The organism is Catenuloplanes atrovinosus (genome assembly GCF_031458235.1).
In the GTDB taxonomy this organism is placed as follows: Bacteria; Actinomycetota; Actinomycetes; order Mycobacteriales; family Micromonosporaceae; genus Catenuloplanes; species Catenuloplanes atrovinosus.
Window position 1 is genome coordinate 4640433 of record NZ_JAVDYB010000001.1, and the last position, 14232, is coordinate 4654664.

Annotated in this window: 10 protein-coding genes and 1 tRNA gene; 6 read left to right on the plus strand and 5 right to left on the minus strand. The window is 69.3% G+C overall.

Features of this window, described 5'->3' with window-relative positions; translation table 11 throughout:
- The first annotated feature begins 184 nt into the window (after positions 1 to 184).
- Positions 185 to 3124 (plus strand): S8 family serine peptidase, encoded by a 2940-nt coding sequence (locus J2S41_RS20530; RefSeq protein WP_310369563.1) that lies wholly within the window; start codon positions 185 to 187, stop codon positions 3122 to 3124.
- A 75-nt stretch (positions 3125 to 3199) separates the two neighbouring features.
- Here J2S41_RS20530 and J2S41_RS20535 read toward each other — a convergent pair whose 3' ends face one another.
- Positions 3200 to 3322 (minus strand): hypothetical protein, encoded by a 123-nt coding sequence (locus J2S41_RS20535; RefSeq protein ID WP_310369564.1) that lies wholly within the window; start codon positions 3320 to 3322, stop codon positions 3200 to 3202.
- A gap of 1146 nt (positions 3323 to 4468) precedes the next feature.
- Here J2S41_RS20535 and J2S41_RS39870 point away from each other — a divergent pair.
- Positions 4469 to 4687, plus strand: coding sequence for a helix-turn-helix domain-containing protein (locus J2S41_RS39870; protein ID WP_374728142.1), 219 nt, complete (start codon positions 4469 to 4471; stop codon positions 4685 to 4687).
- A 45-nt stretch (positions 4688 to 4732) separates the two neighbouring features.
- Here J2S41_RS39870 and J2S41_RS20540 read toward each other — a convergent pair whose 3' ends face one another.
- Positions 4733 to 5992 carry a tyrosine-type recombinase/integrase gene (locus J2S41_RS20540; RefSeq protein ID WP_310369565.1) on the minus strand — a complete coding sequence of 420 codons (1260 nt, stop codon included), beginning with the start codon at positions 5990 to 5992 and terminating at the stop codon, positions 4733 to 4735.
- 195 nt (positions 5993 to 6187) lie between these two features.
- Positions 6188 to 6271 (minus strand) — tRNA-Leu (locus tag J2S41_RS20545).
- Positions 6272 to 6534: 263 nt separating this feature from the next.
- Here J2S41_RS20545 and J2S41_RS20550 point away from each other — a divergent pair.
- From J2S41_RS20550 to J2S41_RS20560, 3 genes are all read left to right on the plus strand, one after another.
- On the plus strand, positions 6535 to 7506 hold the full coding sequence (locus J2S41_RS20550) for a lipid II:glycine glycyltransferase FemX (protein WP_310369567.1): 972 nt from the start codon (positions 6535 to 6537) through the stop codon (positions 7504 to 7506).
- 14 nt (positions 7507 to 7520) lie between these two features.
- On the plus strand, positions 7521 to 9011 hold the full coding sequence (locus tag J2S41_RS20555) for a UDP-N-acetylmuramoyl-L-alanyl-D-glutamate--2,6-diaminopimelate ligase (RefSeq protein ID WP_310369569.1): 1491 nt from the start codon (positions 7521 to 7523) through the stop codon (positions 9009 to 9011).
- A gap of 430 nt (positions 9012 to 9441) precedes the next feature.
- Positions 9442 to 9645, plus strand: coding sequence for a hypothetical protein (locus J2S41_RS20560; RefSeq protein WP_310369571.1), 204 nt, complete (start codon positions 9442 to 9444; stop codon positions 9643 to 9645).
- A gap of 231 nt (positions 9646 to 9876) precedes the next feature.
- Here J2S41_RS20560 and J2S41_RS20565 read toward each other — a convergent pair whose 3' ends face one another.
- Complete coding sequence (locus J2S41_RS20565) at positions 9877 to 11811, minus strand: phosphorylase family protein (RefSeq protein ID WP_310369573.1); 1935 nt, start codon at positions 11809 to 11811, stop codon at positions 9877 to 9879.
- A 191-nt stretch (positions 11812 to 12002) separates the two neighbouring features.
- Here J2S41_RS20565 and J2S41_RS20570 point away from each other — a divergent pair, with 191 nt between their 5' ends.
- Positions 12003 to 12665 carry a hypothetical protein gene (locus J2S41_RS20570; protein ID WP_310369574.1) on the plus strand — a complete coding sequence of 221 codons (663 nt, stop codon included), beginning with the start codon at positions 12003 to 12005 and terminating at the stop codon, positions 12663 to 12665.
- A gap of 57 nt (positions 12666 to 12722) precedes the next feature.
- Here the strand turns inward: J2S41_RS20570 and J2S41_RS20575 are convergent, their stop codons facing one another.
- Positions 12723 to 14168, minus strand: a complete 1446-nt coding sequence (locus tag J2S41_RS20575; protein WP_374728143.1) for an RICIN domain-containing protein — start codon at positions 14166 to 14168, stop codon at positions 12723 to 12725.
- Positions 14169 to 14232 lie beyond the last annotated feature (64 nt).

A 14232-nucleotide genomic window follows, 5' to 3' on the forward strand; every position in this document is an offset into this window, starting at 1 on the left:
CAGAGCCGCGGATCGCGGCAGCGCGCCGACCGATGATGTTTCGGGATCAGCCCACAGCACCCGTTCTACAACGCTTATCGACCGACAGGACATCGATTTTAATGATCTTGTCGCAGTATCGCAATCGACCCAGGATTGGGTGTGGCCATCCATGCGAGTGACTCTCCACTTCGAAAGGGAAGTCGTGGCCACGAGCCTTCGAGCGCTGTCTGCGCTCACTCTTTCTCTCATCCTGACCGCAGTCGGTCTGGGTGGGCCAGCGCAGGCCCGGGCGGATACACCCCTGCTCGACCTGGGACTTCTGCGCGAAGGACGGACTCCGTCGGCGCTCACCGGCGGCGCCGCGCTTCGCCCGAACGCCGCAAGCGCCGCCCTCACCGACGGTCAGTACGTGGTCCGGCTGCGCGAGGCGCCCGTCACCTCGTACGACGGCGGGGTGGCCGGCCTTGCCGCCACCAAGCCGGCGGCCGGGCAGGAACTCCAGCCGCACTCGGCCGCCGCGGAGAAATACCGCGCGCACCTGAACGAAGCCCAGCGTGATGTGCTCGACGACCTCGGGGTGAAGGCGCGGCAGACCTACACGACAGCCTTCAACGGGTTCACTGCGAAGCTGACCGGTGCCCAAGCGACGGAGCTGGCCAAGGACCCCCGCGTAGCCGCCGTCAGCAAGGCGCAGATCGTCAAAGTCGACGCGGCAACGCTCGGCGGTCCCGGCAAGACAGCCGGGACCGCCGCGAAGACGCAGCCGGTGCCCGGCAAGGGGTCCGGAGTCGTCATTGGGGTCATCGACACCGGCATCTGGCCAGAAAGCGCGTCCTTCGCGTCGACCATGCCCGCGCCAAAGGGCTGGCACGGCACCTGCCAGGTGGGTGACGGCTTCCCAGCCAGTGCCTGCAACGGCAAGATCGTCGGGGCCCGCTACTTCGCGGACGGTTGGTTGGAGATGGCCGGGGAACTGCCAAAGGGCGAGATCCTCTCCGCCCGTGACATGGAAGGTCACGGCACCCACACAGCATCGACCGCGGCCGGCCTGCCCGTCGCACACGCGATGGTGCTGGGCCGCGACCTCGGGAAGATCTCCGGAGTGGCGCCGGACGCGCAGATCGCGGTCTACAAGGCCCTGTGGGGCGGCTCCGGCACCGACGCCGACATCATCGCGGCGATCGACGCGGCGGTCGCCGATGGCGTCGACGTCATCAACTACTCCATCGGCAACGAGATGGGCGACTACCAGCCGAACAGCCCGATCGGCAACGCGTTCCTCAACGCCTACCTGGCCGGCGTCTTCGTGGCGGCCTCGGCCGGCAACGACGGCATGTCCGGCATGGTCAGCAACACCCAGCCGTGGGTCACCACCGTAGGCGCCGCGGTCGCGCGGGCCAACGAGGCGACCGTGCGCCTCGGCGACGGTACGAAGATCGTCGGCGCCTCGATGGACGTGCTGCCCGCGCGGGGCCAGACCCCGATCGTCTTCGCCGACCGGGCCGGCTCGGTCGCGAACGGCGCCCAGTTCTGTCGCGACGGCAGCCTCGACGCCGCAAAGATCAAAGGCAAGATCGTGGCCTGCGACTTCAACAACTCGGCTCAGGCCGTCGAGGAGGTCAAGTCCAAAGGCGGCGTGGGAGTCGTGCTCTTCCAGACGGCCGGAAACGCGCGCCTCAACATCATCTACGACTTCCCCACGGTCTACCTGTGGAGCGCCGAGCAGGCCGGACAGATCTTCAACTACCTGTGGGCGCACCGGGACGACGGCACCGCAACCCTGACGACCGGCGCTGACAAGTCGAGCCTGGTGGGGCTGCCGAGCGTGGCCGGCCTCTCCTCGTACGGGCCGGACCAGATGCACACCGGAGTGCAAAAGCCCGACCTCGTCGCGGACGGCGTCGACGTGATCGCGGCGGTGTCGCCGATGGCCGGCGGGAGGCTCTTCGACGCCTACTCCGGCACCTCGATGGCCGCGCCGCACGTGGCCGGCATGGCCGCGATCCTGCGCGCCCAGCACCCCGGCTGGTCGCCGGGCGCAATTGCCTCGGCACTGCGGACCACGGCGGTTGACACGAAGGGGACCAACAGCCCGCTGCGGCAGGGTTCAGGCCTGCCACTCATTTCCCGCGCCACCGACCCCGGCCTGGTAGTCGAGCCGACCACGGCCTCGCTGACCGCCTTCGCGTCGGCGGCGACGCCGGACGGCAAAGAGCTCAACCTGCCCTCGATCGCACTGCGGGAGTACGACGGCCTGCACCCCGTGGTCGTGAAGCGCAGCTTCACCAACGTCGGCAAGCACACCGAGACCTACAAGGCGAACGTCGAGGGCCTGACTGGCATGGACGTCACGATCACCCCTAAGACCTTCACCGTACATCCGGGCGCCACCATGACCGTCACGATCAAGCTGGCCCGCGGCAAGGCCACCTGGGACCGCTACGCCACCGGCTCGCTGCTTCTCAGCAGCGCCCAGCACCGGGTGCGGCTCACCGTCACGGCCCGGCCATGGGGTCTCACGCCACGGCCCTACGACGACACCGGCCTCGAGTTCGCCCGGGTCGGTGGGCTCGGGCAGGCCTTCCTGGAGCCGGGTTTCACCGGGCCGCTGGCCGCGCGTACCACCGGATACACCCCGGTCAAATGGGCGGACAAGCAGATCAGCACGAACGTGACGGGCGGCTCCTTCACCCCTGGTGGCATCGGGACGCAGGGCACTCAGATCGTGGTGCCGCGCGGAACAGCAGGCCTGATCGTGCAGACCGCGTCGGACGACCCGAACAAAAACTTCGATCTGTATCTATACAAGGACGACAAACTGGTCGAGCGGAGCTGGGCGTTCTGGCACAGCAATGAGCGGATCGCGCGATTCTTCCCGGAGCCGGGCGTGTACATGGCATACGTGCACGTGCAGTCGACGGACGCCGCCGACGTGCCCTACCGGCTCGGGGTGACGGCGGTCGCAGCCGACGCCAACCATCGCAACGCGACGATCACCGCGCCGCCGGAGGTCACGCGGGGCGGGGCGGGGCAGGTCATCCTGAACCCGGTCGGCCCGCAGCCCGACCAGGAGCAGTGGGCCTACGTCGAATTCCGCACCGGCCGCACGGTCGTGCCAGGAGTGCTGATCAGTTCGCGCTAATCAGCGACCGCCGCGGGCGGTGGTGATACACCGCCCGCGGCTCAGCCCGCGCCGAGACCACCCGCCTCGACGGTTTCACACGACACGGGCGGCCAGCACCGCATGCCGCCCGTCACACCACGGGTTCGCACCGACCCGCAGGACGTCGTCCGGGTCGAGGCCCGCGTCGTCGAGGACGCTGCTGACGACGGCGGGCACATATGGCGGTGTGCCGGCAAGGTGGCGACCCCCCATCACCCCACTCGTTCTCCGCCCGTTTCCGCCGCGAAGAACGGAACGTGGCGCAGGTACCGACTGTCCGTCTCCTGGTGCCGAAGGTCGTTTCCACCACTGCTTTGCCTATTCGCAGGTGGTGCACTCGGCAGGACTCGTACCCGCGACCGGTGGATTAGAAATCCACGAAGTGACGCCATACCTGCCGTCGGCGACTACTGCGCCAGCCTAGACAGCGACCGGGTCGAGGGACTGGATGAATCATTCCCAGTCTTCGCTGACCGGGTGATGTTGTCCTCGATCGGCTCTTCGCCTTCGTACTCGTGATCCCAGAACCACACCGAGACGAAGTCAGCATCGCGCAGCGACAGGGGCGAAAAGGTTCCCGCCCTCGTCGCGGGCCACCGGAAGCAGCCAGCCGGGAACCCGGCCCGCGAACGTGTCCGGGCGGCTGAAGATGCCCGTGATCGGCTTGACCACACCGACGGAGAAGACCGTGTGCACGGACCGGTCGTTGTTGTCCATCCGGCCGCCGGGCTACCCCAGCAGGTAGCTGCGGTACTCAGCGGGCAGCCGCCGGCCGATGCGCACCTCGAGCCGCTCGATCGCGTCGGGGGACGCGGGCCGGCTGCGGCTGATAGTAGGACACTGCCACGACGTGGTGCTCCTATCGCAAGATCGCTCGGCCACCCGGCGTGCCGGACAGCAGCATGGACTTCGGAAGATTTCGCGGGCGGCGGAGATGCTCACCATAGGAGTCGTAACGCTGCCGCACGAGCAGTCCTCGCCAGCGTTACGCGACCACGCCCCGGTAGCGACCGCTACAAAAAGATCTGACCCGAAACATCCAGGCGGACCCCGCAGGCAGGCGCCATCCGCCCGACCCTCGAGCTCGGTACCACCCTCCATAATGAGCGGACGGCCTCTTCAGACTCATATGGAACGACCTTGTGAAACATCACCAGCTCTCATCGTTGCTGGCAGGAACACCTATATGGCTCCCACCCAGGCCTTCCGGACACAGAAACGCTGGACGGCACCCCACCAGCCTCGCAAGATTGATGTCACGTCAGCGGCATGATGTCTAGCTTCACTTTCGAGCTCCGCCACCCGGACTTGAGAGGAAACACCATGACCGAGAAGCAATACAAATACGCCGAGGCCGCGAGAGAGCTGCGGGTAGCAGAAAGCACGCTGCGCAGATGGGTATCACAGGGCAAGGTTCCATGTCACCGCCTGGGCCGCTCGGTCCGATTCACCGAGGACGATCTCGCTGCCGCCCTGAAACCGGTGCCACCTCGCCAGCACATCAGACCGCAGCGGACTCGAGAGCGGCGGCGGACTGAGTAGTGGGCGGCGGCCACCACAGTTGTGGATCGGCCGCCGCCCGGAGCGCTAATCGACCTCGGGGTTTTGGCCGCGGCCCGCGCGCTCTTCCACCATGCGCAGCCCCATGCCGACGAGGTCATCCACGACAGCTTTAACCTGCGGATGGTGCTTACGGGTGTTGTGTACGTAGAAGTTGAACGTGGTGCTCACGTTCTTGTGGCCCGCGATCGTACGAAGCGCGATCAGATTAACTCCTTCCGACGCCAGCCACGTCAGCAACGAGTGACGAAACCCGTACATCGTCATCCGCTTCTTCAGCCCTTTACGCTCCGCCATGTCACGAATCTTGACCCAGCGGTCCTCGTAGAACGTCTCGTACACCCACGGACCGCCGCGCGGCGCCGTGAAGACGAACGCATCCGGAGCCCTTCCCTCACACCGGGCCCTGAGCATCTCCAGGACCGGTGCCGGCACCGGGATTTCCCGGTAGCCGTCCTCCGTCTTCGGCTTCAGCACGAGAACCCACCGGAAGTGCTCGCGGCGCATCACCTGCTGGATGCTGACAGTCCCGCGGTCGAAGTTCACCGATCTCACCGGTACAGCGGTCGCTTCACCCCACCGCATCCCCGTGGACAACAGCATGACCATCAGGTCGGCCGCCTCCGGATCGACCTCGTAGGCGGCCTCAATCACTACCCGAGCCTCTGAACGATCCTCCACAATCTCCCTCGGTGCACGCACCTTCTCCGGAAGTTGCAGACCCTTCAGAGGGTTGTAGGACCGCAGAGGCGGCTCATCATCCTCACCAGCGAGGCACGCCGCATCGAAAATCGGCGAGACCGACTCACCTCGAATGTTCTGAATCGTCTTCGGGGACAGCTTGCCGATCAGCCCGTCCTGCCAGCGCCGCATCTCGCCACGAGTGATCGCGGCGATGGGCCGATCACCTATCACCGGGAACACGTGCGTGACGAGACGTTCCAGATACTTCCGCTTCGTCTCACGATTGGGCCGCACGAGCCTGTCGATGTAGCCACGCGCGTACTCCTCGAAGGTGATCGCCGGCGGCGCCTCCTCAGCGGCATCGCCCGCGTTCACCAACTGCACAGTCGCCGCAAGGTAACCGAAGCCGCGCGCAACGAGCACCTCGTCGGGAGGCATCGTCTGCCCGTAAGCATCTATCAGGGCTTTGAAGGTCTTGGCCTCAGCATGGGAGTCGAAGGTCCTTCCGTCCCATTCACCGGCCCGGGTACCACCTGTGCGCCACTTCACCCGGTACCGGGTGATCTTTCCGTTCCGCGTCTTCCGCGGTTCGATCGTCGCCATGCCAGCTTCCCTGCACTCATGGCGGCAACCCGGCTCAGAACTCAGTCACGCACCATCCGGCACTGCCCACGTGTGGCACTGCCTGAAGGCCCGTGTTCCCACCGTGTTCCCATGGGAGGAAGACGAAGCTCTGAACGAGAAAGCCGCCGACCATAAACTGCTGGTCAGCGGCTTGAGAAGTTCGTTTAGAACAAGTGTCCGAGGGGGGACTTGAACCCCCACGCCCTATACGGGCACTAGCACCTCAAGCTAGCGCGTCTGCCATTCCGCCACCCGGACTTGCACTACGACCGCCATCGCACGAGGCGGTTTCCCGTCTCGTGCTGTCAGCGCCGCACAGGAGAGAACTCTACACGGCCCATGGCCGGGCCCTCACCGGGGGCCGCCGGTTGCAGGCCATCACTCCAGGTAATCGCCGAACGGGCGGTGGCGGGGTGGGTGTCGCGGTGCTCTGATAGCACGGTAGGGAATGCTTGGGCGCCGACACCGCCGAAACACAGGGGCGGCTCGCTTTATGACACAGGGACCGGACGGCAGGGTTTATGTCACAGACAACGACTGACACGTGGCAGAAAGTAACGGACGAGGAGGCGTGGGACCGGCGGCTGTTCGCGCAGCCGCGGGACGGGCATTTCCTGCAGAGCAGCCACTGGGCCGCCTTCCAGCGCGCGAACGGGCGCGAGGTGTACTTCGGCAGCGGTGAGGGCTGGCAGGCCATGACGATCGTGGAGCGCGCCGGTGACGCCTGCCGCCTGTTCTGCCCGTACGGGCCGGTCGCGGACGATCTGACCGCGCTGGAGCGGGCGGTCGACGCGCTCCAGGCGCTGGGCCGGGAGGAGGGCGCGGGCTTCATCCGGGTGGAGCCGTGGGCGCCGGTGACCGGTGAGGAGCTGGCGAAGCTGGGTCACATCCCGGCGAAGCGGAACATGCACCCGGGGCTGACCTGGGTGCAGGATCTGCAGGGGAAGTCCCGCGACGAGCTGGTGCTGGAGTTCGCGCCGAATGTGCGCAACCGCTGGCGTAACGCGTACAAGAAAGACATCTCGGTCGTTTCAAGCACGAACCTGGACGATGTCGAGATTCTCCTTCAGATGCTCCACGACGTGTCGAATCACACGGGCATGATCCCGCATCACGACGACTACTACCGGCGTCAGGCCAAGGCGCTGATCGACCGTGACGCGGCGACGCTCTACGTCACCCGGCAGGGTGAGCAGCCGATCGCGGCCGCGATCGTCTACGAGAGCCCGACCACCCGGTACTACGCGCACTCCGGAAGTCTGCTGGAAGCCCGGAAACTGCACTCCGGCACCGTCATGCTGGCCACGATGGTGCTCGACGCGCAGGAGCGGGGCCAGCGGGTCTTCGACTTCTTCGGCGCGGCACCCAAGGACGAGCCGGATCACCCGTGGGCCGGGTTCACCGAGTTCAAGCAGTCGTTCGGCGGCCGCTACCAGCAGTTCTCCGGCACCTGGGAGATGCCGTGCCTCGGTCCGACCCCGGGTCAGCAGTGACAGGGAGAACGACGGTGCATCTGAACGAGGTTCTCGCGGAAGTGCCCTCCGCCACGCTGGTGCAGGGCGACGCCACGCGCGAGGTGTCCGGGATAACCCACGACTCGCGGCGGGTCTCCCCCGGCGACCTGTTCGTGGCGATCTCCGGCGCCAACCACGACGCGCGCGGGTTCGTACGGCAGGCGCTGGAGCGCGGCGCGGCCGGCGTGGTCACCGAGGCGCCGGTCGAGCTGCCCGGCGACGCCGCGGTGGTGCGGGTGCCGTCCGCGCGGGCGGCGCTGGCCGACCTGGCGGTCGCGGTCTACCAGCATCCGGGCGACCAGATGAAGATGGTCGGCGTCACCGGCACGGACGGCAAGACCACCACGTCGCACCTGATCCACGCGGCGCTGGAGCAGAGCGGCATGCGGACCGGCCGGCTCACCACCGTGGGCATGACCACCGGCGGCGGCAACCCGCCGGTCTACTACGGGTTCACCACGCCCGAGGCCGGCGAGTTGCAGCGCATGCTGGCGCAGATGGTCGCGGACGGCTGCCAGGCCGCGGTGACCGAGGTCAGCTCGCACGCGCTGCAGCTGGACCGGGTGCGCGGCGTGCCGTTCTCCGCCGCGGTGTTCACCAACCTGACGCCGGAGCACCTGGACTTCCACGGCACGATGGAGAACTACGCGAAGGCCAAGGCGCACCTGTTCGCGATGGCGGCGATGCGCGGGCCGGACTCGTTCGGCGTGGTCAACGCGGACGACCCGTGGTGGAAGCTGATCGCCAGCGGGGGCCCGGACACGCTCTACACGTACGGCCTCGAGACCAAGGGTCTTGATCTTTGGGCCGAGAACCTGCGTGTGGACGGTGACCGATCGCGGTTCACCATGTTCACCCCCTGGGGCCGCCGCGAGATGATCTCGGCGATGCCCGGGAAGATGAACGTGATGAACTGGCTGGCCGCGACCGCCACCACGGTCGGCCTGGGCGGCGAGCTCGACGCGGTCGTCGCCGCCGCCGAGTACGCGACCGTCGAGGGCCGCATGCAGACCGTCGCCGCCGGCCAGCCGTTCGACGTGTTCGTCGACTTCGCGCACACCCCGCACGCGCTGGAGACCGTGCTGCGCACGCTGCGTGCGCAGACCGAGGGCCGGCTGATGGTGCTGTTCGGCCACGCCGGCGGCCGCGACGCCGGCAACCGCCGCCCGATGGGCCGGATCACCGCGACGCTGGCCGACGTGGTCATGGTGACCTCCGACAACCCGGCCCACGAGGACCCGGCCGCGATCTCCGCCGAGATCGTCGCCGGCACCCGCGAGGCGGAGTCCGGCACCGCCGACGTCCGCGTCGTCCTCGACCGCGCCGACGCGCTGCGCGAGCTGCTGGCCGACGCCAAGCCCGGCGACACCGTGCTGCTGGCCGGCAAGGGCCACGAGGAGTACCAGGCCCTCGCCACCGGCAACATCGACTGGAACGACGCCCGCGAGGCCCGCCGCACCCTCGCCGACCTCGGCTGGTCCTGACTCCCGACCCGGCGGCGGGGAACTTCCGGCCCCGCCGCCCTCGGGCTTCGACGATCCAGAACCGATTCTCCCGCTTCCGGCGGGTCGTCTTCCGCACGCTCCCGCGGGCAAACCGCGCGGCGGCCTCCGACTCCGCTGGCGCTCCGCTCCGGTCGCCGCGGCGCAGCCGGGTCCGTGGCCGCACGACCACGCGGCCTCCGCGGTGGTCCGGTGTTCCGCGCGGCTCCCCCTTCGCGTCCGCGGGCCGCAGGCCGGCCGAGCACGTGTCTGCCAGCGCCGGCGGGCAACGGCTCCGGCGGGAAGACGGGGCCAACTGGGAGCGGTCTCCCGCGAGCGCGTGATGACCGGAACGTCCGCCGTGGTCGCCCACGTTTCGCCGGCACCGCCGTCGGGAACCGTCTCCGGAGGCCGAGACGGAGGAGCGGCGGGTATGCGCGAAGGTCCCTACGGCAAGCGGGCGATGTGGGCGCTGGCCGGCGTATGTGTGCTGCTCTCGGTGCCGCTGCTGGCCTACGGGATCGTGATGGTCACCGGAGGACGATCGGGCGGCTGGTCGCTGGTCTGGGTGGCGGTGGCCTGCCTCGGCGTGGTCGCGATCTTCGGTCCGCTCGCCCGTCGCAGAGGCCGCATGTAGCCGCCCGGCGGGACACCCCGGCCCCCGCGATCTCGACGGCGGCCTCGAGGATTCATGAGGTGCGGCGAGGCCGATCGCCAGCGGGGTCCGCCGGAGGAGCACGTCGACCGGGCTCCCGGCCGGCGCGTCCGGGAAGGCGCGCCGGATGACCGGGGCGCAGAGCGCCTCCTCATCTCGGCCGGCGCGCGATCGACGTCGTGCGCGAACCCGTGTCAGGCACCGTCGCCCGGCTCAGGATGCCGCGGCCGGTGGGCTGTCGAGCGCGCCGGTGCGGATGGTGTGAACGACGAAACGGGCGGCGTTCTCCGCGGCCGGCCCGCGCTGCGCATTCCCCCGCCCGTGCCCCCAGTCCGAGATTCCCTTGACCACGATCCAGTCCACTTTGCTCGGCGCCGCCGCCGCGTACACCCCCGCGCCCTCCATCTCCCCGCCGTACGCCTCCGGGTCGCTCTCCAGCAGCTGATCGTGGAGATCGCGGGAGTCGACCAGCACGTCCGCGGAGAGCATCGGCCCGAAGTGGACGGTCGCGCCGGGCCAGTCCACCTCCGCCGCGCGGAACCGGTCGAGCAGCGTCGGCGACGGCGAGACGTGGTCGCCCCGGCGGATCTGCCCGCGGTCGTCGGCGTCGGTCTGCCGGTAGTAGCCGATCGCCCGCAGCTGCTTGGCGACCAGCACGTCGCCGAGCCGCTGCTCGCCGTCGCCGCCGGGCGGGCCCGGCCGCAGCCCGTAGCAGATGCCGGTGAGGATGAGGTAGTCCGGATCGAGCCGGCGGATCATCGCCGCGGCCGTGATCGCCGCGCCGCCCGGCCCGATCGCGCCCTGCTCGCTCTGCACCAGCATCAGCCGGGTGTTCTCCAGCTCGCCCAGGTGGAACACGGTGTGCTGGGCGACGAACTCCCGTTCCGGCTCGGCGCCGTTCTCCGCGTGCACGGCCGCGAGCACGGCGTCCCGCTCGATCCGGTCCGCCACCATGATCATGACTGGGGTGCGTCCCATCCGGACCTCCCTCTCCTGCCGGTAGTCGGCGATCTTCGCCTGGCGATAGGCCCGGTACTGCCAGACCGCGCCCACGGTCACGAACACGCCCATCAGCGACATCAGGCTGGTCAGCCACCCGACGGTCCACGCCTGGTACGTGCCCGGGCTCAGCCCCCACGGGTCGGTGAACAGCAGCCGCTGCGACAGCCAGCGCAACGCCAGCCCGTACGTGTGCGGCCGCTCGTCGCACCCGGTGCCGCAGGCACGCTGTTCCCAGTCGGCCACGAACGCCGCCTCGATCAGCACGACCAGCGTGACTCCGGTGACGTACCAGAGCAGGAAACTGCCGGTGTCCGCGACCCGCAGCGCGGGCTCCGGCCCGCGATGGCCCGACATCCGCAGCGTCACGCTCCCCGAAGGCCGCGGCTGTCCCGCCCAGTCCGTGACCGCGCGGCGCGCCTCGGCCGTGGTGACGCCGCGGCCGAGGCAGATCAGCGTCTCGGTCACCACCAGGTCGGTGGAGCGGGCGCCGGTGGGCAGCAGCCGCTGCCGCGCCTCCGCCGTGATCAGCTCCGATAGCCGGGCGGTCGTCCGGCGCAGCAGGTCCCGCGGTGTTCCGGTCGCGCCGGGCCCGTGATGGCACAGCGTCATCGACCAGTGCTGGTCCGGCATGACCTCGGCGGCGACCTCGTCGGTGGTCCGCGGGCGGGCGAGTTGCCGGACGAACCAGATCGCGGCCGTGATCACCAGGCAGATCACCAGCGCCATGATGTGCACCACCGCGAGCAGCACCAGCAGCAGCGCGACGGTCACCGGCCACGGGCCGCCGATCAGTCCCAGCCCGGCCGCGACGATCAAAAGCAGCAGCGGGGGTACGCCGTACAGCAGCGCGTCCCAGTGCCGCTCGACCAGCCGGATCAGCGCCAGCCGTGCACCGCCGCCCGGCACCGGCCGGCGCCTGCCACCCGGCGGCTGGAGCAGCGCCAGCGAGTCGGGGCCGCGCCAGACCAGCCGCCCGTCGAGCGCCGCCGCGTACAGCAGCACCGGCAGCGGCCCACGCCCCCGGACGATGCCGAAGACGCCGCGCGGCCGGACGACGTCGCGCGCCTGCGAGCCGTACTCCGCCTTGGTGATCGATCGCGCTGCCGCCCGGCACTGCGCGAAGGTCGGCCGATGCGATCCGGTCACCGGTGCCCCCATCTGTCCGCTCAGGACACTGTGGCAAGCCCGTCACCATGCGCGACAGCCCGGAACGGGCACGATGGCCGGCCGTTCGGTCCCACCGCTCCGGCCGGCATCCGCCCCTATGGATAGATAATCAGCCCGGGCCTGCGAGAACAAGACTTGATCTCACGGTCACCCGGGACCACGCTGACACCATGCCTTGGGACCCCTTCACGACACTGCGGCGCGCACTCTGGATCGGCGGCGGCCAGTGGGCCGGAAAGACCACGGTCGCCGGAATCATCGCCGAGCGGTACGGGCTGACCCACTACCACTACGACTACCACGACGCCCGCGGGCACCTGGACCGCCGCACGGCCGAGCGACTGCGCCGCGGGGAGACGGTCGTGGAGCCGGACGCGGAGAGCGTCTGGATCCGGCCGACGGTCGAGCAGGCGGTCGCCGAGGCGCTGGCCACCTTCGCCGAACGCTTCGCCTACGTCCAGGACGACCTGCGCGCCCTCGTCTCACCACATCCGATCATCGCGGACGGCTGGGGCCTCCGGCCCCACCTCGTCGCGCCGCTGATGCCGTCGCCGCGGCACATGGTCGTCATGGTGCCCACCGAGGAGTTCCGGCAGCGCCAGCTCCGTGAGCTGCACCGCTCGAACACGCCTCCGCCCGGCGTCAGCGACCCCGGCCTCGCCCAGCGCAACCGGATCGCCCGCGACCGGATACTCGCCGAGGACGCCGCCCGCAACGCCCGGCGACTCGGCATCCGGGTCATCGAGATCGACGGTTCTCGTGACGTGCACGCCGTGGCGGATGTGGTGGCCGAGCATTTCCACGGACTCCTACCATCGGTTGCCCTCCGGTAACAAATCGTCAAGCCCGCCCCGCACGATCGCGGGACGGGCTCGCCGGTGCCGGCCCCGTCAGCTCGTCGGGAGGATCTGCCACCACTGGTCCTGGCCGCCGGTGATCGGCCCCTGCACGATTCCGGTGTCGCGCCCGCCGGTCGCGGTCAGCGCCAGGTCCGGCGCGCCCGCCAGGTCCTCATCGCTGGTGGTGGCGAACCGTAGCTGGTAGCCCGAGGCCGCGCCGCCGTGGATCCGGACGACCTGCCGGCCCTGGCCGCACGCCGTCTGCACGACGCGCGCCCGCTCCGTCGCGCTCGCGCCCTCGACCGTCAGGCAGAGCCCGGACTCCACGTTCTGGAGCAGCCAGCCGCCGTCGGTGCCGATCCGGCCGCCCACGCGACGCCAGGCGCCGTCGGTGGCGATCAGGCGGAACCGCTGGGCGGTGCCGGCGTCAGCGCTGGAGGAGAGCAGCGGTGCGTTCGCGGTCGCGCCGGGCGTGATCGCCAGCCGCAGGCCGTTCCACACGTTCTCCAGGTGGTAGATCTCGCCGAGGTGCGGTCCCGGGCGCGAGGAGGGTGGCAGCGGCACGACGATGTCGCCCATCCACGGCCCCTCGGCCCGATACTGGCGGTGCAGCCAGGAGTAGTACCAGCCGTCCTCGCACTCCGGGCCCGGGTCGCAGATGCGGATGTCCTCGTCGTACGCGTCGTACTCCCAGTAGATCCGGAGCCGCTCGTCGTACGCCGCGCCGGTGATGTTCTCCGGCAGGTACATCGTCGTGTAGTCGCGGTAGAACCGGCTCGGGACGTCCGGGAACGACCACATGACCAGCCGGGCGGCCGACAGGTGATCGGGGTGGGACCGCATCGCGCCGTCGATGTGCTGGGCGCTCATGTCGACCCACCGGTGATGGTCCGCCGTCGGGTCGACCGTGTTGATCACGTCCGCGCCGAAGTCCGCGGCGACGCCGCGCAGGAAGCCGCGCAGCGAGTCGCGGCTCAGCGTCTGCGGGTCGTTGCGCTCGCCGCGCACCGTGGTGAGCCCGGTACCCTCGGCGTACAGACTCCACAGCGCACCGCCGGAGGCGTTGTCCGGGATGCGCAGCTCCACGATGGACAGCCGATGCCCAAGTGTGTACGCGGTCGCCGCGACCTCACCGGCGGAGTAGGGCGATAGCTGCCAGTCGGCGACGTCCAGCTCGGCCGCCGCCGCGTACGCGTGCCGGATGCCCTCCTCACGTGCCCGGACGTACTGCATCCGCTCGTCGACGTCCGGTGTGTCGGCCCGGTCGGCGTGGTAGTCGGAGGCGACCAGGAAGACGGTGCGCACGCATACCGTGGGGTCGGCGAGGTTCTGGTAGAGGTCCGGGCTGAGGAAGAACATGTCGTCGTCGTGGTGGGCGACGATGTTGAGCACGTTCCGCGTGCACGCGGGGTCGGCCGCGGCACCGGCCGCGGTCAGCGGAAGCGAGGCGGCGGCGAGCAATAGCGTCGCCAGGACTTTCGGGGCGCGATTCATCACGGATGGGACCGTAGCAACGATGAATCTAAATTTCTGACTTGAATCAACCGAAGATCTGTCGGGT